Below are 21,244 nucleotides of genomic sequence, written 5' to 3'. Positions count from 1 at the left end.
GAAGACCAGAACCACTGCGGCAATCGAACGAATCGCTGCCCGCCGCGTCCCCTTTCCTACGCTCTAGGCCATTGGTGGCGATCCTCACGGAAGTGAGCAAGGCGTGCGCCGCTCGTCCCGCGTCGTAGATCTCGGCACCGCATCAGCGGTGCGGACGAACGACGTGGACGAGGCCCGCGATTTACTAGGCAGGGCCTATCTGCCATTGGACATCGACCCGATCGGTTGCGCGGCGCTCGACCTGCAGATGAACGCCGCGGACCTTGGGGTGATGACGGCTGGCTACGTCCACTTCGGTGGCGAGGTAAGACTTCGTGCATCCGACGTGCACGACTATCACATCGACATCCCATTGTCGGGACAGGCGACGAACGCGTGGGACGATGGCTACGAGGACGTGGCGGTCGCCTCGGTCTCCGCGGGGATCTTCATGCCCGACATGCCCGTCGACCTCGCATGGTCTCCAGATTGCGGGCAGATCTGCCTCATGATTCCCGCCCGGGAGATGCTGCGGCAGTTGGCAATGATGCTCGACCATTCCGTCACCGCCGCATTGGAGTTCGAGCGTCGCCTGGATCTGACCGGCCCGTCGTCGGCCAGTTGGTTGGACCTGGTGAATGTTCTGGTGCGCGAGGCCAACCGGCCGGACGGACTGCTCAGTCATCGGCTCGCCAAGGCGAATTTGCAACACTCGATCATTCAGTGTCTGCTGCAGATGCAGCCGCACAACTACACAGAAGTACTCCTTGCCGACGGCAGCACGTCGTCGGTCAGAGTCGCCAGGCGCGCGATCGAGCTCATCCGGGCCTACCCCGAAACCCCATGGACGACGGCAAGTTTGGCACGCGAGATGGGGCTTAGCGCCAGAGCGCTACAGAAGAGCTTCGCTCGCGCCGATGAGGTGCCGCCCATGACGTATCTGCGGCATGTTCGCCTGGACCGTGCACGTGACGAACTTCTCTCCGCCGATCCGAAGTCCGTCACCGTCACCGCGGTGGCCATCCGATGGGGCTTCCTACACTTTGGACGTTTTGCTCAGCAGTACTGCAGGAGATTTGGCGAGTCGCCCTCGGCCACTTTGCGTGGCGACAGTGCCCGTGAAAGGACGATGGCGGCGTCCTCGTAGCAGGCGTTGCCGATTGTGGAGGCTTTGGCAGAATCCGCCACCGGACGCGAATCGGACAGTAAGAGGTCGCTCAACGGATATCTCGTGGGCCCTGGGGTGAGCTTGACTAGCCCTGCGAGGTGTCCATGGAGGTGACGTGAGCCGAAACGGCCAAGGAAGGCAAGTCCAGTCGATCGCCATCGACGTCGAGCGGTTGACCCTGTGCGACACGGTCGTTCACGTGGCCGGCGACGTGGTGGGTGATGCCGCCGCCGTGCTGCAGCAGACCTTGACCGCGCAATTGTTGGGGGAGCCGATCCGATTGGTCGTGAATCTCTCAGCCGTCGTTCTCCTCGACGCCGTCGGAATCGACGCTCTCATCTCGGTTGCTGCGACCGCCGGCGAGGTAGATTACGCCTTCTGCTTGGTGGACGGTCACGAAGGTCGAGTCCAGGCCGCTCTCGCCGCCGAGCAGGCGACCGACCTATTCGAGATCTTCTCATCGGTCCCCGAGGCCGTGCGGAACTCGGTCTGACCTGCAGTTGGGGGGCCGGCGCTCAAGGATCCCACGTTCCGGTGAGTGCTGCGAATCCGGATTGCCCTGCTCGTTGCGTTTGGTCATCGAGTCTCGACGACTGCGCCGTCCTCGCTTTCGGTGTAATAGGTTGCAGCGCAAAGCAACGCGTAGACGGCTTCGGTGAACTGGGTCCCGCGATACAGCACATCGACACCGCCGTCGGTGGCGTACGCGGCGTCACATCAGGTCACGGCTCACCTTCACCGGATGGATGACGATGCGCACCCACTCCTGGGTCAGCATGTCAGCGAGATCGCGCGCGCGAACGGGATCGTTGCGATCCCAGTAGCGCTCGGCGAGGCGGACCACGAGTTCGTCGGCGCCGTCGGCGCTGACTGTGGCGGGCCCGGACACCGACACCCAGCGTTCGCGTTCCCCGACCGGGGCTGCGACCACCAGCGATGCCCGCGGGTCGGCGGCGAGCCGGCGGATCTTGACCGTGGCAGGGTCGGTGAACAGCGCTACCGTGTCGTCGGCGGTGAGCTCGAACCACACGGGCCGCGGTTGGGCCGGTGTGGGTCCGGCCGCGGTGGAGAAGAACCCGTGCAGTGGGCGTCGCAGGAATTCCCTGTCGGCGTCGGTCATCACGGCGCTCGGCGAATTCATCGCGACCACACTCCCGTCGCGGCGACCCGCAAGACGTAGTCCTCGAACGTCCGCGCCGGACGACCGAGAACCGTGGCGACGTCGTCGGTGGTCCCCGACAGTGTTCCGCGTGCCATCATCACGAACATCTCGGCGATGTGATGCGCAGCGTCTTTCGTGAGGCCCTGTTCGATCAGCAGCTGGGTGTACGCCGACGGCGGCACCGGTGAGTAGGTGACGGATCGTCCGGACGCGCGAGCGATCAGATCGGCAGCCTCGGCGAATGTGACCGACCGCGGGCCGGTCAGTTCGTAGGTCGTGCCGCGGTGGGCGGTGGGTTCGGCGAGAATCAGGGCGGCGACGTCGGCGACGTCCTCGACGTCGATCAACGGCTCCGGAACGTCGCCGGCCGGCAGTGCCAGCTCACCCGCCACGATGGGCGCGTACCACAGCTCCTCGTTGAAGTTCTGTGCGAAGTTGTTGGGGCGCAATACCGTCCATCCGAGTGATGAGCCGCGCACCGCGGCCTCGGCGTCGCGCATGTCACGCCCGAACTCCGAGTCGCCCCAGGAGTCGGCGCCGCGGCCGGACAGCAGCACCACATGCGCTACCCCGGCGTCCTCGGCCCTGGCCACGAAGTCGTGCATGGGTCCGGGAACCGGTGGTGCCACCAGGTAGGCCGCGGAGACGCCGTCGAGCGCTGCATCCCACCCGCCCGGATCGGACCAGTCGAACGGCGTCGAGCTGGATCGGGAGGCGAGGCGGACGGGCAGGCGACGCAGCCGCAGCCGCGCGGCCACACGGCGACCGGTCTTGCCGGTGGCGCCGAGGACGAGGATCGGGTCGGTACTCATGAACGTGATTCAACCCCGCAACGGAAGACGATTACATGGGTCAGGGACCGATAAGCATGTGAATTCGTCTAGCCTGGGAGCATGGATGTCTTCGGAGACCTTTGTCGCGGCGTGCGCGCCCACGGCTCGCTATTCGGCAGTTCGTCGTTGACGCCGCCGTGGTCGCTGCACTTCGTCGACGGAGCGCCGCTGACGCTGTGCACCGTTCTCGGCGGGTCCGGGTGGATCGTGCCGGAACGCGGGTCTGCGGTCGAGCTGCGGGACCGCGACACCGTCGTGGTTCGCGGCCCCGAGACGTTCACGTTCGTCGACGCCGTCGGCACCTCGGCCGCGTCCATCGCCTGTGGAGCCTTCTGCGCGACCCCTGACCAGGGTGGGACGCGCCACCGGCTTGGGTGGAATGACGCGGTGCGCAATGGAATCGGGGCAACCACGCTGATCGTCGGCGCCTACCCGGTGCGCGGTGAGATCAGCCGGCGCCTTCTCGATGCTCTCCCCGATGTGCTGCGGGTCGAAGGCGGCAATACAACCGGCGACGCGGTGCTCGACCACCTTGCTGCCGAGGTTGCTCTCGACATTCCGGGTCAGCAGGTGGTGCTGGACCGGCTTCTCGACTGGATGCTGGTGTGCACGCTACGGGAGTGGTTCGACGGCCCCGACGGGACACCACCGGCGTGGTGGACGGCCCTGCGCGATCCGGTGGTCGGTGACGCGCTGTCGGTGTTGCACGCCGAACCTGCCGCGCCGTGGACGGTGGCCTCGCTAGCCGAACGCATCGGCGTCTCGCGTTCGACGCTGGCCAAGCGATTCAGCGAATTGGTCGGCGAGCCACCGCTGACCTATCTGACCGGCTGGCGGATGACACTTGCGATGGATCTGCTGGTCGAACAGGACACCGCCACCATCGCCCACGTGGGACGGGCGGTGGGCTACCGGGACCCCTTTACGTTCAGTGCGGCGTTCAAGCGCGTCCGCGGCGTCAACCCCAGCGAGTACCGGCGCGCCGCGGCAACTCGATGACCACACCCGCCCGCCACCAGACACAGAGCCCTGCTGTACAGCGCTGAGCCAGGAATCGAGCCGTCCAGGATCTCGACGAACGAGACGATCCCACAACGCCTGCGGAGGCTACGGGCTCATGGGTCGCTCGGGTGAAGCGAGGACCTGTGAAACCTCGAGAGTCATCTTTGGCGCGTGACACGGCGACGGCTCGGGCCAACAGCGCTGCCCCCGCGCTTGCTCGGGTACACGGCGGGGCTGCTCGGGGGCAGCCTGCTCGGGGAGTTCGAGACCGACGACTCGTTCGCGCCAAGGATGGATTCAAGTAGTCGGCATTGTTGGTCAGTAAAACTTGCGGTCAATTGACGCGGGTGGCTGGCGGCTTTCCGTCGGGGATTCCCAGCATGTTCGGTTGGTCGCCGGCGTCGCCACGCTGGACGTCATTGCCTACCGGTGGAGCAACGGACGGTCCGGGGGAATCCGGTGCCAGAGGAGGCGGCCACACGAACGCCTGCATGGTGTCACCGGCGGGCCACGGTGTGTCCGGCGGGGCGGAGGGCGCAACGCCGATGGCCTTGCAGCGGCCCGCCACGATGGGCTTGTTCCAGGCGCCAACGGGATTGGGTTGCTCGGCGAGGTAACGCTGATCCGGACAGCGCCAGCTTGACGACCATGCGCCGCCGCCGAAGGTAAGGCCGCCGCCAATGTTGTTGCTGCCGCCGTCGCGGGTGACGTTGGCACCCGCGTTGAACCCAGCGTCGAGCGTTAGCGCCTCTTGGTGCAAATGCGCGCCGTTGATCTCACGGGGAAAGTCGCACGCAAAGATCACGCCGGTGACGATCGCGACATCCGCGCGCACGTAGTAGCCAGTTGCCGGATATCCGCAGCTGTTCGGCACGTCGGCGCGAGCCGGTGCTACTGCGCTGTGGCCGGCAAGCAGGGCCGTCACGATGGTCGCCGCAGCGATTTCACGCTTCACGCTTTACGATCCTATGGATTGGCGCAATACATACGCGACCGGGTCGTCGAGGTGTGACCCCATGCTGGCGCCCCGGCGAACTCCTCCCATGATTATCGGCGCCGCCGTCGCACTGCAATGTCTCGAAACGCTCGCATGCCCTCCGCGGGTCGATGACAGGTCTGTCTTCCAAACCCGAACGGCGAATTGCCGACTAGCGGTCACGCCGGCGCCACGGAAGCGGTCTTCGCAGCTGGTTGGCAAAAAAGTTGAGTGACGCGGTGGTTGCGGTAGCCGAGCGCGCAGGCATGAGACCGCCCAGAGGGTTTCTGCTCTAAAAGTGAGGTCTACCTTCTGCTGGTAACCCTGCATATTCGATTCCTGCATATTCTCGCGTGCGCAATAGTGCACTCTTGGTACGCTGCTTTGACGTCTCACCGGTGATACACTACGTACGTGGATGCAGTCACGGTGCGCGAATTGCGCAACAGTGGGGGAGAGGTTCTGCGCCGTGTCGAGCATGGCGAGCGCATCGTCATCACACGGGACGGGACACCTGTTGCTGAGCTACGGCCGTTGCCTCGTTCGAGCGCAGGACCTGCGGAACTGATTCGTCGCCGCAAGAATCTTCCGCCGGTGGACCCGGATGCCCTCCGGCGCGATATCGACAATCTCATCGACCCGTCGCTGTGACGCAAACCCAGAGCCGGGGGATGCTGGATACCTCGACGGTGATCCTCTTGGGTCAGCTGTCTGACCCAGCCGAGCTTCCCGATGAGTCGGTGATCAGCGCGATCACGCTGGCTGAGCTTTCCGTAGGTCCACACGTCGCCAACGACGATGCTGAGCGCGGTGCTCGCCAGCAGCACCTGCAGCAGGCCGAGGCGGATTTCGATGTCCTACCGTTCGATGGAGATTGCGCTCGGGCGTTTGGAGCCGTAGCGGCGGCGCTGCGCGCGGCGGGTCGCAAGCCGGCTGCGCGCGCCTACGACGCGCTTATTGCGGCCAGTGCGATCGCACATGGAGTGCCGCTGTACACGTGCAACCCCGCCGACTTCGCGGGAATCCCGCGACTGGAACTACGGTCAGTTACTCACCCGCATCTCGGATAGCGACGACGCTCTAAAGCGTTGAGCAGCAACACTTTGCCGGCAATTCGCCATATTCGATCTCGTCGTATTCCACCCGGCCGCAAGCGTTATGTCAAGGCCAGCACAGCTTCACGGGGTCGTGCTGATGGCCATCTTCAGGTAGCTCAGGGGAACCGTCGAGCGGAGCACGTAGCTCGGGTGTTGTTTTTTTGCCGCCTCGGCCGATCTGACTGTCCGGCCGTCTAGATTCTGCGTTACATGTAACATGTTGGCATGGCGGTGAGGGAAAGGGTCGGCGAGTACCGACGGCGGATGCGGGAGCGGGGCCTGCGGCCGCTGCAGGTCTGGGTGCCTGACGTGCGCACCGAGAGTTTTGCCGCCGAAGCGCATCGTCAGGCTTCGTTAGTCGCACGAGCGGACGAAAGCACCGATGACCAGGACTTCATTGAGGCCATCTCGACGCCATGGGACGAGGAGTGAACAGAGGGGAGATCTGGACCGTCGCGGGGGGCGTCTGCGCGATCAAACCGCGTCCCGCCGTGATTGTTCAGGATGACCTCTTTGATGCCACGAGTTCCGTGACTGTTGCTCCCATGTCCAGCACGCTGTTGGATGCGCCTTTGATGCGCATCCGGATAGCCGGCGGAGACGGCCGGTTATCCGGACTCGATCACGACAGCGACGTGATGATCGACAAGCTCACAACCGTCAAAAGGTCGAACGTCCACGCCCGAATCGGTCGGCTGACAGCGGAGCAAGTCGTCGAGGTCGAGCGAGCGATGATGGCATTCCTCGGTCTTGCGCGATAGGCGAGAACTGTTGGGCCGTACTGCAATACGGCGACATCTACTGGTAGCCCGCCATGTTCGATCTCGCTGATAGGCGCGGCGTGCTTTACCGGTAAGTCTCCATATTCCATTTGGTCGTATTCCTGCGTTGTGTAGCAATGTCTTCGAGAGTCGCGACGGTGGGCTGACTGCTGGCTCAGCCCGTGGGAGCTCTCGTCAGGTTGCGGATCGGTCGGAGTAGCAATTGGCCGGTGATTGTTTGCTGTCCCTCGCAGGCTCGGTATGGATTGCCGGGGAGGATGGCCGCCTGATCCGTCTTCGTCCGACGGCTCGGCGAAATGTTGACGACAGCCGGTGGCCGAGGCTGCAACACTGGCCGAATGCTCCCCGATCCGGCAGTGCAGCTGCGGCTGGCGATCCCCGAGGACGACGTGTTCATTGTCGAGATGGCCCGTCACGCCACAGTCATCGAGGACTGGCCTCTTCCTGACGTGGAATCCGAAGACGTGCGCAGTCTGCTGCCTGCCGCCGGTGAGGTGTCGATAGTCGCGGTAAAAGCCGGGGGTAGGCGAGTTGGCGCGGTGTGGACACTTCACAACGAGCCTCCCTTGCGCGTCGGCTCGGCCGGAGTTCCGTTGCCGGAACTCTGCATTGCCGTGGTGCCCGATATGCGTGGCAGCGGGGTGGGTAGTGCACTACTGGATGCCCTGTTTGTGCAATGCGCGGGAACCCAGACCGCGCTGTGCCTGAACGTTCATGTGCGCAACCCCGCGCGAAAGCTATATCAGCGCAAGGGTTTCGGGGAGATTGGCCAGGGCCGTGGCCCTCTGGGCATAGCTATGCAGAAGGATCTGTGATGGCGATGGCCTCGGTGCGGGTGCGTCCGATGACCGTCGATGATGCCACGCATGTATCTAGCTGGCGTTACCCGCATCGGTGGTCGGTGTATGACCTGCAGTCCTCGATCGACATCCTGGACGAACTCGACATGTACCGGTCGGTCACCGATGCCGACGGCACCTTGATCGGATTCTTTTGCCTAGAGTCCGCGGCCCGCGTCCGTGGCATGAGCGCGGATCCGGAGATCTTGGATCTGGGCGTTGGAATGGATCCTTGCCTGGTCGGCCATGGAAGCGGTCGCGCATTCGGGGAAGTGGTGCTCGATCACCTGGGCCACGAATATCCCGGGCGACCCTTGCGCGCGGTGATTCAGTCGTGGAATCTGCGCAGTCGGCGGTTCGCAGCCTCGTTGGGGTTCGTCGACGTTGGTGAGCTGGCCTGTTCCCCACGTTCGCAGCAGGAGTCATATCGGGTCCTGCTCAAGCCGGAGGCAGGGTCATCACGGGGCTTCGTGGTGGCCCAGTCTGGCATCTGGCTGTTCGGTGACAGACTGATGCTGCGTGAATTCCTCGCTGAGGACCACCCAGCGGTACATGCCTACGCCTCGGATGCTGAGGTCACCAGGTTCACCGATTGGGGTCCGAATAGCATCGCTGAGACTCACGCGTTCCTGGCCGGTGCTGCCGCCCAGCGTGAGGTCGCCGAGAGGGCCGAGTTCACGTTGGCGGCGGTGCAGATCACCTCTGGCACGCTGATCGGTTCGGGGGTGATCGGTGTGACGAGCGCCCATCACCGTCGCGGGGAGCTCGGCTATGTCGTTAACCGCGACTACTGGTCACAGGGCTATGCCACCGAAGTCGCCGAGTTGCTCGTCCAGTTCGGGCTCGAGCACCTGCGGCTGCGTCGGATCGAGGCGACGTGCGACCCCGCTAATCAGGCATCCGCACGTGTGCTGCAGAAGGCCGGGCTGAGCTACGAGGGCCTGATGCGCAGCCACCTCCTTGTCGGCGGGGTTGGTCGGGACTCCCTGCTGTATGCCCTCGTTGAGGACGGGCAGTAACCGGCACGCTCTGCGCCACGGTCCTGTCCACAGGCGATGGTCTGTCGCGGCGCTTTTCGAAATGCACTGCGTGTCAGAGAAACTGACGCGGCTGAGGACTTCGTGGCGTCACGTATCGTGCCCATGTGTTTCCAGCTTCGGCGGCGTGCCGTTGAGTGACTTGATCGCTGTATCCGAGCATTTCGGCGACCAGCGGTGCGGGTATCTCGGCAACGAGTTCCTGCAGAGCGGTGTTGCGTGAGCCTTGCAAGTTGATTCCCAGGGCTCGGAGCCGCTGCATGATGGCCTGCGGGTCGATGTGTCGTCCCGGCCGGTTGCTGGGGAACAGCCATGGCGTGCCGACGGCTCCGCCAGCAGTTCGCAGATTGGGTCGGTTGTGGCGGTGGTAGTTGAGTTGGGAGGCGAAGGGTTCGGGAACCGAGATGGGGTCCTTGCCCAGCGCGATGCATGTCTCATCGCCCAGGAATGCGATCGCGCTGGCGTGTAGAGCTGCGATCTTGGTCAGCGGTTGGGCGTAGAGCAACAGCAGCACGCCGGCGATCCGGTAGGGCAGGCTTTCGGAGTCGCCGGTCAGCAGTTCCTTGAGCCAGGCCAGGCGTTGGTCCTGAGTGATCGTCGGCGTCGTCTTCGCCTGCCGATGGCCGATCTGCAGGGCGACGTTGAGCTTGCTCTTCTTGGCCCAGATGAAGAATGTGCGGATCAGGTGTCGGGTGGTGGGCCCTGAGGTGAGGTAGGCGTCGACGTCGTGTTGTGTGCAGTCGGCGAGGGTGCGTTGGTGAGTCTGCTCGAGCCAGGTGAGGAACTTGATGGTTTCGGTGATCTCCTGCTTCGCGGAACGTTTCGGCCCGTCGGAGGATTGTCCGGGTCTAGATTCGCTGCGCAGGCGTCGGAGGTGGTGCCAGGTCGCGAACTGCTCGACGGGGGCGCGAACTGCGGGGGAGTCGATCGCGTCGAGTTTGACGGCCAACCAAAATTCGAAGCGGGCGAGGTGTTCGTCGCGTTGCGGGAGCAGTCCGTGATGTTGGAGGATGCTGCGTAAGTGATCGACGTGGCGGCCCGATCCTGCTGCGGTGAGCCCTTCATGGGTGAGAGGTATTGTGCCGGAGGCAATTCCACCCAACAGCTCTAGCACCTGGACGTTGCGTTTCCAGGTGAGGATGCTTTCGGGACGGTCGACACCGCAGAGCACGTCGACGAGCGTCGCCATGGTGGCTGGGTCGACGGGATGGTGAAGCAGGACGGTGCAGAGATCGTTGCGGAGAACGCATCGTGCGCATTCGCCGCGGCGGTGAAGCTCTCCTTCCCGGTGACAGGTTCGGCAGGTGAAGTTGCCGGGGATGCCGGCGCAGGTCAGGCAGATCGGTTGGTCGTCGGTGCGGTTTCCTCGCCCGGGGAGGACGCCGTCGTGGCCGCAGCTGGGGCAGATGCCGTGGGTGCGCATCGCGGTGTAGAAGCAGCTGTGGCACAGCTGATCACCTGGCCAGTGGACGCGCATGGTGTTGGCCATGCGATGGCAGCGAGTGCATTCAATGGCGCCGGTGGTGATGCGTGGTCGGCCGCGTGTGGTGGATCGCGGGGTGGGGTCAATCGGTGTCATCGGTGATTACTCGTGCTCGCCGGGGCCGGACGGACTTGTTGAGTTCGACGACGTTGGGCGGTGCAGTGGTGCCGGAGGCGGTCTTTTTCTTGCGGGCGTCGGTGGCGGTGACGGTGACGAGGTCCTCCACGCCGCAGCCGAGGATGTCGCATAGTGCGGCCATCAGCTGCAGCGAGATGCGTTCGGGTCGTTGAGCGACGATCCGGTAGACCTGGGGACGGGACAGGTTGATGCCGCGCTCGGCGAGGCGGGGCATGAGGTCGGTGCTGTTGTGCATGCCGTGGGCGGCCATCAGTTCGGCCAGGCGCCACCGGTAGTCGACGTCGCGTTTCACGAGGTCTCCTCGCCGAAGGTGAGGGCATCCTTGATGGTTTGGTCGAGCACCCTGCGCAGGGTGCGGGTGCGGAAGTCGCTGGAGACGCCGGTGTAAAGCGAGGTCGTGCTGGCGTGTTCGTGGCCAGCCTGGTCTTGGACGAACTTGGCGTCCCAGCCGTCTTCGATGAGGTGGGTGATGTAGGAGCGCCGAAAGGAATGCAGATCGAGGCCGCCGGAGAGTTCGAGGTCGTTGCAGTAGCGCCGGAATCGGCGCAGCAGGGTGTTCTCAGCGACCAAAGATCCTCGCTCGCTGGGGAACAGGTCAATGCCGTCGTCGAGGTAGGGCTGGCCGTGGGTGAGCCAGTCGGTGATGATGTCCGGTGTCCAGTCGAAGACCGTGAGCACGGTGCGGCGTTTGGGTGGGGAGCCCTTCTTGGCCTTGCCGTAGCGGACTTTGACCACACCGTAGCGGCCGAATTCGGGGGCGTGCGGGTTGCGGGAGAAGTCGACGGTCTGCAAGTGCCGCAGCTCGTTGAAGCGCACCCCGTAGGAGTAGGCGACCTTGAACATCACGGCATCGCGGTAGGTCGGCAGCCATCCCTTCTTCTTGGCGCTGGCGATCAGGGTGACCTGGTCGTCGGCGTGGTCGAAGAAGTCCTGCAGTTCCTGTTTGGTGAACGGCCGTTTCTCGGGGTTTTGCTCGTTGTCCTGGACGTGGGTGGCGGTGTTCCAGGCGAAGAACACCTGCGCGGGGTGGGTGCCGAAGCGTTGCTCGCAGACCCGATCCCAGCCGTAGTCGGGGTCGGCGATGTAGGAGCAGAACAATCGCAGGCCGTTCTGATAGCCGCGGACCGTGGATTGCGCTCGGCCCTTGATGCCGCGGAGGTCGGCAAAGAACTCCTCGACGATGGCCGGCGTCCACGACCAGGGATACTCGTTGGTGTGCGCGATGAAGCGGCGAACCAGGCCGACGCGGTCATCGATGGTGTCGGGATCGAGGTTGCGGCACAGTTGCTGGTTGCGCCAGCCGTCGAGCATCTCCTCGACCGTCTGGACCTCGGGATGGAGCAGCGGAACAGAGCCCACCAGGAATACTCGGCCGCTCTTGTCGACGGGCACCGTGCCTCCGAATCGGTTTCATTCAACGATTCAATGAATCACTAGATGAATCAATACCACATCGACGCTGGTAGATCCATCGGTACGTCGAGCGGCGCCTTGGCGTGTCGTCGTGTTCGTACGCCGGGACCACCCGGCTCACGTACCGCGATCTGCCGAAACCCCATGCTAACAATCAGTTTTCGCGTCAAGGCAGTACGCCGATGGCAAGCGGGCAGTGGGGTTCGTCCTGATTCATCTGATGAACATGGAGTAGTTAACTTGACATAATGTTGCTTATCGGCAGTAAACCATTGCGAGTTGCATCTGATGAGAATGCTCGCACCACATGGTGATTGGTGATCGGCGCTGCTCAGCGCGTCGTGCGGCTGCCTGGGAGCCCCGGCCTCGTGCGCATCTGTTGGCAGTACGCCGTGGTTGTCGTATGGTTCAGTCACTTAGTGATTGATTCGGTTGTTAGGTGATCCATGAAGGCGCTCCGTAGCGGTCATATCGCGTCCAGCTGCCCGTCCAAGACTGACGTTCCCGTCCCCGGCCGCTGGCAGCGCGATGGCGACGGTGTGATCGACCGTTGCTACCCCTACGTCCCTCCGCTTAGACCGCGGGTAATTCGTCACAGTGACGAATTACGTTGTAACACTGGGTCATTGCGAGACGTCGAGTTCGGACGCGCAGATGGCTGAGGAGCTGCCGGGGTTCATTCCTCGGGTCCTCCAGCGTGGCGATGTATCGCTGCTGCGGGCCGATGAAGCGGTCCTGAAGGCCATGGTCGACGGGTGGCGCGCTCAGATGCTGGCCCGGGGTCTCGCAACGAGCACCATCACGGCCCGATGCGGCCTCATCGGCCGGTTCGTCGAGTTCACCAATGAGTATCCGTGGCGCTGGCGTCCACTTGATCTTGATCAGTTTCTCGCCGATCTCAGGTCGCGGGAGACACCGATCGAATTGTCGACGTTGCGGTCCTACAGCAACGCGATTTCGATGTTCTGCTCCTATGTCAGTGACAGCCGGTACGGCTGGGTTCCGTTCTGCGAGAAGCAGTTCGGTGACGTTCCGTCTCAAATCTGTTTCGAGTGGAACACGGCTAGACATACCACCGACGATGCCGTGCCGACCAGGCGGCGAGCGTTCACCAAGACCGAGTTGCAGCACTTCTTCGACGTCGTCGACGACTTCGTCGACGAACAACACCAGGCTGGCTCCAAGCGCTGGCTGACCGCGTTGCGTGACTCGATCGCGTTCAAGATCGGTTATGCCTACGGACTACGGCGACGCGAGTTGGTCATGCTGGACCTGACGGACTTCGGGCCCAACCCGCACGTGCCGCGCTTCGGCGACTACGGCGCCATGACGGTGCGGTGGGCCAAGGGCACGAAGGGATCGGGTCCGCGGCGGCGGACGGTGCTGACCGTCCCGGAGTTCCCCTGGGCAGTCGAGCTTTTGCAGTATTGGTGCACTGAGGGCCGGCAGCTGTTGCGCACCGCGGACCGCTCCCCCGCGTTGTGGCCTAGTGAACGTGGCAGCAGGTTGACCATCAACGCCCTGGGGCGCTCGTTCACCGCGCTGCGTGCTCGGGCGGGTCTGCCACCGGAGTTGAAGCTGCACTGTCTGCGGCACTCCTACACCACGCATCTTCTCGAGGCCGGCTACGACCCGTTGTTCGTCCAGCAGCAATTAGGGCATTCCTACGCCTCGACGACGTCGCTGTATACCTCGGTGGGCTCGGACTTCAAGCAACGCGTAGTGCAGCAGATGATCGCTCGACGCCTCCGAATGGAGGAAGCTGATGGCTGAACAGCGCCGCATTGGGTTTCACTGGCATCTGCGGCGAGTGATGGCAGCCCACAATTTGTGGAAGTCCACCGAGCTGCGCCCGCTACTGCGCTCGCGAGGAATCAATCTCTCTGATGCACAGGTCTACCGCCTCGTCACCGGTGAACCTCAACGGATTCCGGCCCTTACCTTCGCCGCGCTGTGTGACATCTTCGATTGCTCGCCCAACGATCTGTTCGAGCCCTACGTCGAGCTGCGGGCCGCGGCGACGGCGGACGCGCCTCGCCCACGCGAGTTGGGGATCGCGCCGGGCAACCCCGTCGCCAAACGGATACGGATCGTGCAGGACGACGATGGCTCGGCCCCGCAAACCTGAGGACCCTGGGCGCTGGCCAGTCGCGTGCGCCCGATGCAGGGGGCACTACCAGCTGGTGGCGAACTGGCCGGATGGGTCGATCTGTGGATACTGCTATCAGGCCGCGAAACGCACGGTCGGGATCTGCGCGTGCGGCCACCAGGGCGTGCTGCCCGGGGTCGTCGAGGGACGTCCCGCGTGCCGGCGGTGCAGCGGCGTCAGGCTCAACGTCGACTGCATCGGATGCGGTGATGAGGCCGAACTCTACAGCGGCGGCCGATGCCAACGGTGCGGGCTGCGCGAGACCGCTCAGCGGTTGCTCGCCCATCCTGACACCGGTGTGATCGCACCACAGCTGCGAGTGATCGTCGATGCACTCGCCGAGATGGACCGACCCAACAGCGGTCTCACCTGGATTCGCCAAGCGCACGTCCAACGGGTACTGCGTGAGCTGGCGGCTCACCCGACACTCACCCACGAGGTGCTCGACCAGCTGCCTCCGGGTCGCACGACCGACTACGTGCGTGGATTGCTCGTCGAGCACGGCGCCCTGGCATCACGCGACGAGAGGCTCGCCCGGTTTCAGTCCTGGGCGGTCACCGCCCAGCAACGCATCACCACCGACGAGCACCGAAAGCTCGTCGCCCGGTTCATCCGATGGAGTCTTGGAAAACGGCTCCACTCGATGAACCTGGTGACCGACTCGGCGTTCCTGCGCGCCAAACAGACCGTCACCGTGACGATCGAGTTCTGCAATTGGCTGACCGCCGAGCACGGCATCACCGTCGAGCACCTCACCCAGGCCCACATCGATCTGTGGCAAGCTACCGGCCCGAGCACCCGTGAGCACGTCCTGCGTTTCATCAGGTGGGCCATCAAGGCCAAGCTGATCCCGGCTGACCTGGAGGTGGCACCGCACCGCCGCGGAACCGCACCAAGAATGCCGATCGACCAACAGAATGCCGTCATCGAGAGGGTCGCCCACCAACAGACGCTCCATCCCCGTGATCGCCTCGCTGCGATCCTGATAATCGTTTTCGCCCAACGCGCAGAAGACGTCGCCGCCCTCACCTGGAAACAGATCACCATCAGCGCCGACGCCGTGACCATCGACCTGGCCGGGATCCCGATCGAGCTTCCACCTCCGCTGGATGCACCCGTTCGCGCGCTGGCTGCCAGCAACTACAACAACCAAACTGCCGCACATCCGAAGTCCCCCTGGGTGTTTCGCGGCTACCGCCCTGGAATGCACGTCACCCCGACGCATCTACGCGGTCGACTTCGGCCCGTATTAGCCGCGCTGGAAGCCCGCCTGGGCACCCTCAACGAACTCACGCAAACCACACCAATCGGCATCCTCGCCGAAACACTCGGCTACAGCCCCCAAACACTCGAAGCTCACGCCCGAGCATCCGCATCAACCTACGCGCGATACGTGGCCACGCGGCTCGACTGACAATGTTTTAGGGCGGCCTCGGCGGCACCGCTGGCCATTGCGAATCAGCGTGGCCTGGCCACAAACGTTCGTACACGACGGTCGCCATCGGGAGAGGAAGATTCCGAATCCATATGCCGTCCCTGGCTATAAAGAAGACGAGACGAACGCTTTGGATAGGCTAGGGTTGCTGGCGGTCGCCCGCGCTGATGGATAGCGTTTAGGGAGTGTCGACGATCGCTCATCCCGCCGAGCCGCATACGGGCTCGGTGTCCTCGAAACTGAACTGGTTGCGTGCTGGCGTCTTGGGGGCGAACGACGGGATCGTCTCCACCGCAGGCATCGTCGTCGGAGTTGCTGCTGCCACGGCGTCACGGACTCCCATCCTGACCGCCGGAATCGCCGGACTGGTCGCCGGGGCCGTCTCGATGGCTTTGGGCGAGTACGTGTCCGTGAGCACCCAGCGCGACACCGAGCAAGCCCTGCTCGGCAAGGAACGCCAAGAGTTGCACGAGGACCCCGCGGGCGAATTCGAGGAACTCGCGGCGATCTACGAGGGCAAGGGGTTGTCGACCGCGACCGCGCGAACCGTCGCCGAGGAGCTCACCGACCACGATGCCTTCGCTGCCCATGTCGAGGTGGAATTGGGCATCGACCCCACCGACCTGACCAACCCGTGGCATGCCGCGCTGTCTTCGGCTTTGTCCTTCACAGTCGGCGCGCTGCTGCCGCTGATCGCGATCCTTCTGCCAGCCATTGCATTTCGCATCCCGGTAACCGTGGGCGCCGTGCTGGTGGCCCTGGTGGTCACGGGAGCAGCGTCCGCGGCACTTGGCGGAGCTCGGAAACGACGCGCGATTGCCCGCAACGTCCTTGGTGGAGCCTTGGCTCTTGCCGTTACCTACGCCGTCGGACATCTCGTCGGCGCCGTTATCGCCTGAACTTTCGCACGCACCCGTCGAGAGCCCACCACAGAGAAGGCGCACCCGTGTCAACGATTTTGGGACTGCCCGCACACATTCTGCTCATCCATTTCATCGTCGTACTAGCTCCACTGACCGCCGTCTTGGCGATCGTCTGCGCACTATGGCCGGCAGCGCGCCAGCGCCTCACCTGGCTCGTCGTCGTTCTCGCGGCGGTGACCGTCGTTCTCACCCCGCTGACCACCAACGCCGGCGAGTGGCTTGAGCAGCGCACGGAGGGTTCTCCCGTCCTGGAGGAGCACACAGAGCTCGGCGACACCATGCTGTACTTTTCGCTGAGCCTGCTGGTGGCCGCCGCGTTGCTGGCGTTCGTTCATCTACGAGAAAGCCGTCAACGGCCGTTGAAATCGGCGATCACCTGGGTGGTTGCTGCCGTCGTGATCCTGGCGAGCGCCGCCACGACAGTTCAGGTGTACCGGATCGGTGACTCCGGAGCGAGGTCCGCGTGGGGCGACAAGGTCGCCGAATCCTCGGAAGGCTAAAAGACGGCCGACCCGGCCCGCAATCGCCTTCCCCGGGACGCCAGTGGAGGCGGGGCGGCCGCTTCGAAGGGTGGGCGCCACCGCGCGGTCATCTCGGTTATGGCGTTCAGCACTCCTTCAGCGAACGTCATTCAATGTGGGTTGCAGCATCCAGTGGGATGCACTCACGACGGGACCGGCAATGATCGCCAACAGGATTCAAGGACGTCGCATTACGAAGAGCCTCTCGTCGATGACACGCCTAGGCGTCGCCACCGTGGTTGCCGGAGGATTGCTGGTCGCTGGTCTGGAGCTGTCGGTCTCGGCTCAAGCGGCGTCGGCGGACACGGGCAACGCGCAAGCCACCGTGAATTCCCTGACGGCTCAGGGCTATACCGTCATCGTGAACAAGGTGGGCTCGGCCCCGCTCAATCAGTCCACGGTCACCTCCGTCCGACTGGGCCGTACGGTGATACGCACCGACGTCGGAGTGCACGATCACTCGTCCGTAACTTCCAGGACCGTCTACGTCAGCGTCAAGTAGTGCACTACTCGTGATAGGCGCCCTGACCCGAGCGGTCTTCTGTCCAGCCGAAGTGGTTCGACGTTCGTTCGGGGTGGGCTGTGGCGCATCGTAGGGTCTGGTGATGGTGTCGCGACTGCGTCTCGTCGTCACCCGGCGAACGGGTGTGCGTGTCCAGGCGGCCGCAACTGCAGCGGCCGTGGTGGCGTTGGCGCTCATCGTCGGCGGGGTCGCCCAAGTACTGCTCTTGGAGCGGTCGCTCGGTTCAGCGGCGGAGGGGGCCGCGCTGGAGCAGGCCGAGCACGTAGAGGTGCGATTGCTGGCGGCTGGTCCAGCCGAAGCGGTGCGCGAGTTGAGCGCCGCGTTGGACCTGGTGCAGATCCTCGATGCCGGTGGCACGCCTATTGCCGCCAGCGCACCGCTCGTCGACCAGCCACCGTTGACGACGGTGCGACCGCGCCCCGGTGAGGTCGTGACGCAGCGAATCCTCGCTCCGGCCGTCGATCCCGACGACACGCTGATCGTGGCCGTGCGGGGCGCGAAGACCACCCATGGCGTCCAAACCGTCATCGCCGCAGTCACGTTGAACGGCGTCGACAACAGCGTGCGCACGGCGCGCAAACTGCTCTGGCTCGGAATTCCCCTGCTGGTTCTGGTGACCGCACTAGCCACCTTCGCCGCAACGGGTCGGGCCTTGCGCCCGGTCGAGTCAATCCGAGCACGGGTGGCAGCGATGACGGATCGCGACCTCGACCAGCGGGTACCCGTCCCAGCCACCCGCGATGAGGTCGGGCGGCTCGCGACGACGATGAACGCCCTGCTGGGTCGGCTGCAGGGCGCGCAACGCGTACAGCGGCAGTTCGTCGCCGACGCCAGCCACGAGCTTCGGAGCCCACTGTCGACCATCACCACCGGCCTGGAGTTGATGCACAGTCGCGACGAGCGGGACGACGCGCGGCTTGCCGCCATGCGAGAGGAGGCAGCGCGACTGGATCGGATCATCGGCGATCTTCTGCTGTTGGCGCAAGCCGATGAACGTGGGCTGCTGCCCCGCGCCGACGACGTCGACCTCGACGAATTGGTCTACGCCGAACAGCTCCGGCTGCGTGATGCCACAACGCTGCGACTTGAAGTCGACGTCGTCGCGGCACGCATTCACGGAGATCGGTCACAGCTGGCACGGATGCTGCGCAATCTCGTCGACAACTCGGCACGGCATGGCAATGGCCACATTGTAATTCGGCTCCGACCGGAGACCGATGGAGCCTCGCTGGAGGTCGCCGACGACGGTCCTGGCGTTCCACTGGATGTCCGCGACCATATCTTCGCCCGGTTCGTTCGGCTCGACGCAGGACGTGACCGAGCCGCCGGTGGCACGGGACTCGGATTGGCGATCGTGGCAGAGGTGGTCACCGCGCATGGTGGTCAGGTCGAAATCCTCGATGCGCCTGGCGGGGGCGCGCTGTTCCGCGTCCGGCTTCCCGATCAGCCGCCGTCGGTGGCACCGTCGGAAAGCATCAGGTAGCCCGCTCCCCTGACCGTCGTGATGTACCCGGGTTCACCAGTGGGGATGGCCGTCTTGCGCCGCAGGTATCCGACGTACACCTCGACGATGTTCACGTCCCCCTCGTAGTGCGGATCCCAGACGGCATCGAGGATGGCGCCCTTGCGCATCGCCTGGCCGACGTGACGCATCAAGAACTCCAGAAGCCCGAACTCCCGCCCGGTCAGGGACAGGGTTTTCGTCCCGCAGCGGACTCGGTGCACGGCGGGGTCCAGGGTCAGCTCCCCCACTGTGAGGATGGTCGGCCGGGCGTGCACCTCGCGTCGCTGCAGGGCCCGCAACCGGGCCAGGAGCACGACGAAGGAGAATGGCTTCCTCAAATAGTCGTCGGCCCCGAGGTCGAATGCGTCGGCCTCGTCGTACTCACCGTCCTTGGCGGTCAGCATCAGCACCGGTGTCCACACTTGCTCGGCGCGCAAGGCCCGCAACACGCGGTAACCGGACAGACCGGGAAGCATGATGTCGAGGACAACGACGTCGAAGGTCCGGTTGGTCGCGGCCCACAGGCCGTCCGGGCCGGTGTGCTGCACCTCGACGCTGTGCCCTGCCTCAGTGAGACCGTCGCGGACCGTCTCCGCCAGCCGTAGCTCGTCTTCGACCAGCAGCACCCGCACCACGCCAGCCTAGGACGGCGACGGTGTCATCGAGCACGGCGCGATCGAGCCGTTAGCGGGGATGATGACGATGTCGCTGAGATCGACGTCCTCGGTCTGCCCTCCTCGGTGCCGGATGGTGGCACCGAGGAGGGTCCAGCCCTTGGGAATGTTGCACACCAGCAACGTCATTGGCTCACCCGGGCGGGCTGGCGCAACGACACCCGGCGGGGGGCATCGGAGTCACCGGCGAACGCGATGAATGCGGCGGCTGCCACGCCCGCGGCGGCGAGGTTGGCCAGCAGGTAGATCCAGATCGCGGACCAGCCGATCAAACCCATCGCCGCAGCACCGATGGCGACCGCTGGATTGAACGCTGCACCCGAGACACTACCGACGGCGAATGCTCCTGCGGTGACGGTGAATCCGATCGCGAGGCCGTAGAACGAATTACCCTCGGTGCTCTTGGCGGTTGCGACATTGAGCACCACCCACACCAGCGCGAAGGTGAACACGAACTCGGCAAGCAACGCCGGTCCGATCGCGGGCAGCAGAGGCCCGCCCACGGGAGCGGGCACCAGGATGCGGGTCGCCGCGGCACCCAACAGCCCGCCCGCGGTTTGGGCTCCCCAGTAGGGCAACAAATCGCGTGCGGGCAGCTTCCCGCGGAGGAACACCCCGAGGGATACCGCCGGGTTGAAGTGCCCACCCGAGACGTGGCCCCCAGCGAAGATCATCGCCATCAGGACCGCGCCGATGGCCAGCGGTGCGACCGCCAGTCCGGCGCTGACCGTCGTCCCGACGGTGAGCACCAAGAAGAACGTTCCGATCAATTCCACGACATATTTGCGCATGCTCAACTCCTTCTGCGAAGACCAGGTATTGGTCCGACGCGAGTCGCAGCCTGGCCTCCGCGGCCTGAAGGAATGCTGAACGGGACGGCCATGAGTCAGATTCCGGCCACGCCGGCGAGCTGGCCGACGGCTGCGGTGATGGCCATCGCGAGACCTCCGCCGATCACTACCCGCAACGCCGGGCGCGCCAGCGTCGTGCCGGCGGCCTTGGCACCCAGGACGCCCGCACACCCAAGCCCGACGAAGGTCACCGCCACGACGAGCCAGATCCGGGTCGTCGCTGGGCCGAGCAGCCCCAGGAAGGGAATTAGGCCACCGACCAGGAAACTGACCGCGGAGGCGGCAGATGCCTGCAGCGGGCGCGCGGCCATGGCTTCGCTGTGACCGAGCTCGTCGCGCAGATGCGCCTCCAGGGGCCCGGATTCGTGAAGCGCCTCCGCCACCTGTTGGGCCAACGCTGTGGGCAACCCGCGGGATTGGTAGATACCGACGAGTTCTTTGAGTTCGTCCGCGGGATTGGAACTCAGTTCACGTTGCTCCTTGGCGCGGTCGGCCTTTTCGACATCGACCTGCGAGCTGACCGAGACGTATTCGCCAGCTGCCATCGCCATCGACCCGGCGGCCAGGCCGGCGAGTCCAGCAGTCAGCACCGCGCCGGTGGCCGCGCCGCTGGCCGCGATGCCCACCATCAGACTTGCGGTGGACACCAGGCCGTCGTTGGCTCCTAAAACGGCCGCCCGCAGCCAGCCAGCGCGGCCAGCGGTATGACGCTCCAAGTGGGGATTGACTACTTCGAAAAAGGACAAGGCAACACT

26 protein-coding genes are annotated in these 21,244 nt (G+C 64.6%); 16 read left to right on the top strand and 10 right to left on the bottom strand.

Going from position 1 to position 21,244, the window contains the following annotated elements; translation table 11 throughout:
* Positions 1-103: 103 nt before the first annotated feature.
* Complete coding sequence (locus SBI80_RS19020; RefSeq protein ID WP_318976358.1) at positions 104-1,126, top strand: AraC family transcriptional regulator; 1,023 nt, start codon at positions 104-106, stop codon at positions 1,124-1,126.
* Between the two features lie 136 nt (positions 1,127-1,262).
* Entirely contained in the window at positions 1,263-1,640 is a 378-nt protein-coding gene (locus tag SBI80_RS19015) for an STAS domain-containing protein (protein ID WP_318976357.1), read from the top strand.
* A 219-nt stretch (positions 1,641-1,859) separates the two neighbouring features.
* Here SBI80_RS19015 and SBI80_RS19010 read toward each other — a convergent pair whose 3' ends face one another.
* Together SBI80_RS19010 and SBI80_RS19005 are read right to left on the bottom strand one after the other, a co-directional pair.
* Entirely contained in the window at positions 1,860-2,288 is a 429-nt protein-coding gene (locus SBI80_RS19010; RefSeq protein WP_318976356.1) for a pyridoxamine 5'-phosphate oxidase family protein, read from the bottom strand.
* A complete protein-coding gene (locus SBI80_RS19005; RefSeq protein WP_318976355.1) occupies positions 2,285-3,121 on the bottom strand; it encodes an NmrA family NAD(P)-binding protein in 837 nt (278 codons plus the stop codon). The genes SBI80_RS19010 and SBI80_RS19005 overlap by 4 nt, the downstream gene beginning before the upstream one ends.
* An 81-nt stretch (positions 3,122-3,202) precedes the next feature.
* Between SBI80_RS19005 and SBI80_RS19000 the strand changes: the two genes are divergently transcribed.
* On the top strand, positions 3,203-4,141 hold the full coding sequence (locus tag SBI80_RS19000; protein ID WP_318976354.1) for an AraC family transcriptional regulator: 939 nt from the start codon (positions 3,203-3,205) through the stop codon (positions 4,139-4,141).
* A gap of 337 nt (positions 4,142-4,478) precedes the next feature.
* Here the strand turns inward: SBI80_RS19000 and SBI80_RS18995 are convergent, their stop codons facing one another.
* Positions 4,479-5,099, bottom strand: a complete 621-nt coding sequence (locus tag SBI80_RS18995; protein WP_318976353.1) for a hypothetical protein — start codon at positions 5,097-5,099, stop codon at positions 4,479-4,481.
* 435 nt (positions 5,100-5,534) lie between these two features.
* Between SBI80_RS18995 and SBI80_RS18990 the strand changes: the two genes are divergently transcribed.
* From SBI80_RS18990 to SBI80_RS18965, 6 genes are all read left to right on the top strand, one after another.
* A complete protein-coding gene (locus SBI80_RS18990) occupies positions 5,535-5,771 on the top strand; it encodes a type II toxin-antitoxin system Phd/YefM family antitoxin (protein WP_318976352.1) in 237 nt (78 codons plus the stop codon).
* Positions 5,768-6,190, top strand: a complete 423-nt coding sequence (locus SBI80_RS18985) for a type II toxin-antitoxin system VapC family toxin (protein ID WP_318976351.1) — start codon at positions 5,768-5,770, stop codon at positions 6,188-6,190. Before SBI80_RS18990 ends, SBI80_RS18985 begins: the two co-directional genes overlap by 4 nt.
* A 252-nt stretch (positions 6,191-6,442) precedes the next feature.
* Positions 6,443-6,649, top strand: coding sequence for an antitoxin MazE family protein (locus SBI80_RS18980; protein ID WP_083072498.1), 207 nt, complete (start codon positions 6,443-6,445; stop codon positions 6,647-6,649).
* Positions 6,646-6,978 (top strand): type II toxin-antitoxin system PemK/MazF family toxin, encoded by a 333-nt coding sequence (locus SBI80_RS18975; protein ID WP_318976350.1) that lies wholly within the window; start codon positions 6,646-6,648, stop codon positions 6,976-6,978. Before SBI80_RS18980 ends, SBI80_RS18975 begins: the two co-directional genes overlap by 4 nt.
* Before the next feature lie 359 nt (positions 6,979-7,337).
* Positions 7,338-7,814: a GNAT family N-acetyltransferase gene (locus tag SBI80_RS18970; protein ID WP_056547466.1), complete on the top strand. Its 477-nt coding sequence runs from the start codon at positions 7,338-7,340 to the stop codon at positions 7,812-7,814.
* Entirely contained in the window at positions 7,814-8,857 is a 1,044-nt protein-coding gene (locus SBI80_RS18965) for a GNAT family N-acetyltransferase (protein ID WP_200959740.1), read from the top strand. Before SBI80_RS18970 ends, SBI80_RS18965 begins: the two co-directional genes overlap by 1 nt.
* Before the next feature lie 73 nt (positions 8,858-8,930).
* Here SBI80_RS18965 and SBI80_RS18960 read toward each other — a convergent pair whose 3' ends face one another.
* The 3 genes from SBI80_RS18960 to SBI80_RS18950 form a co-directional block, all read right to left on the bottom strand.
* Positions 8,931-10,364: a site-specific integrase gene (locus SBI80_RS18960; protein WP_056547469.1), complete on the bottom strand. Its 1,434-nt coding sequence runs from the start codon at positions 10,362-10,364 to the stop codon at positions 8,931-8,933.
* A 76-nt stretch (positions 10,365-10,440) separates the two neighbouring features.
* Complete coding sequence (locus SBI80_RS18955; protein ID WP_056547472.1) at positions 10,441-10,788, bottom strand: helix-turn-helix domain-containing protein; 348 nt, start codon at positions 10,786-10,788, stop codon at positions 10,441-10,443.
* Positions 10,785-11,888, bottom strand: coding sequence for a tyrosine-type recombinase/integrase (locus tag SBI80_RS18950; RefSeq protein WP_056547475.1), 1,104 nt, complete (start codon positions 11,886-11,888; stop codon positions 10,785-10,787). The genes SBI80_RS18955 and SBI80_RS18950 overlap by 4 nt, the downstream gene beginning before the upstream one ends.
* Positions 11,889-12,563: 675 nt before the next feature.
* Between SBI80_RS18950 and SBI80_RS18945 the strand changes: the two genes are divergently transcribed.
* The 7 genes from SBI80_RS18945 (at position 12,564) to SBI80_RS18915 (ending at position 18,943) form a co-directional block, all read left to right on the top strand.
* Positions 12,564-13,682, top strand: a complete 1,119-nt coding sequence (locus tag SBI80_RS18945) for a tyrosine-type recombinase/integrase (RefSeq protein ID WP_318976349.1) — start codon at positions 12,564-12,566, stop codon at positions 13,680-13,682.
* A complete protein-coding gene (locus tag SBI80_RS18940; RefSeq protein WP_318976348.1) occupies positions 13,675-14,037 on the top strand; it encodes a helix-turn-helix domain-containing protein in 363 nt (120 codons plus the stop codon). Before SBI80_RS18945 ends, SBI80_RS18940 begins: the two co-directional genes overlap by 8 nt.
* Positions 14,015-15,472 (top strand): site-specific integrase, encoded by a 1,458-nt coding sequence (locus SBI80_RS18935; RefSeq protein WP_318976347.1) that lies wholly within the window; start codon positions 14,015-14,017, stop codon positions 15,470-15,472. Before SBI80_RS18940 ends, SBI80_RS18935 begins: the two co-directional genes overlap by 23 nt.
* A 206-nt stretch (positions 15,473-15,678) precedes the next feature.
* Positions 15,679-16,392 carry a VIT1/CCC1 transporter family protein gene (locus tag SBI80_RS18930; RefSeq protein WP_318976346.1) on the top strand — a complete coding sequence of 238 codons (714 nt, stop codon included), beginning with the start codon at positions 15,679-15,681 and terminating at the stop codon, positions 16,390-16,392.
* A gap of 47 nt (positions 16,393-16,439) precedes the next feature.
* Positions 16,440-16,916, top strand: a complete 477-nt coding sequence (locus SBI80_RS18925) for a DUF2231 domain-containing protein (protein ID WP_318976345.1) — start codon at positions 16,440-16,442, stop codon at positions 16,914-16,916.
* Positions 16,917-17,148: 232 nt separating this feature from the next.
* Positions 17,149-17,439 carry a hypothetical protein gene (locus SBI80_RS18920; protein ID WP_318976344.1) on the top strand — a complete coding sequence of 97 codons (291 nt, stop codon included), beginning with the start codon at positions 17,149-17,151 and terminating at the stop codon, positions 17,437-17,439.
* A 103-nt stretch (positions 17,440-17,542) separates the two neighbouring features.
* Positions 17,543-18,943, top strand: a complete 1,401-nt coding sequence (locus SBI80_RS18915) for a sensor histidine kinase (protein WP_318976343.1) — start codon at positions 17,543-17,545, stop codon at positions 18,941-18,943.
* Here SBI80_RS18915 and SBI80_RS18910 read toward each other — a convergent pair.
* The 4 genes from SBI80_RS18910 to SBI80_RS18895 all read right to left on the bottom strand — a co-directional run bounded on the left by SBI80_RS18910 (position 18,904) and on the right by SBI80_RS18895 (position 21,205).
* Positions 18,904-19,596 (bottom strand): response regulator transcription factor, encoded by a 693-nt coding sequence (locus SBI80_RS18910; protein WP_276763395.1) that lies wholly within the window; start codon positions 19,594-19,596, stop codon positions 18,904-18,906. The genes SBI80_RS18915 and SBI80_RS18910 overlap by 40 nt on opposite strands.
* A gap of 9 nt (positions 19,597-19,605) precedes the next feature.
* A complete protein-coding gene (locus tag SBI80_RS18905; RefSeq protein WP_276763397.1) occupies positions 19,606-19,767 on the bottom strand; it encodes a hypothetical protein in 162 nt (53 codons plus the stop codon).
* A complete protein-coding gene (locus SBI80_RS18900) occupies positions 19,764-20,429 on the bottom strand; it encodes an MIP/aquaporin family protein (protein ID WP_276763399.1) in 666 nt (221 codons plus the stop codon). Before SBI80_RS18900 ends, SBI80_RS18905 begins: the two co-directional genes overlap by 4 nt.
* Before the next feature lie 95 nt (positions 20,430-20,524).
* Positions 20,525-21,205: a VIT1/CCC1 transporter family protein gene (locus SBI80_RS18895; RefSeq protein ID WP_276763400.1), complete on the bottom strand. Its 681-nt coding sequence runs from the start codon at positions 21,203-21,205 to the stop codon at positions 20,525-20,527.
* Positions 21,206-21,244 lie beyond the last annotated feature (39 nt).

It is taken from the genome of Mycolicibacterium sichuanense, from assembly GCF_033741125.1.
Lineage (GTDB): Bacteria > Actinomycetota > Actinomycetes > Mycobacteriales > Mycobacteriaceae > Mycobacterium.
The sequence above is the reverse complement of the archived record's forward strand: the minus strand, read 5'-3'. Positions and strand labels throughout refer to the sequence as shown.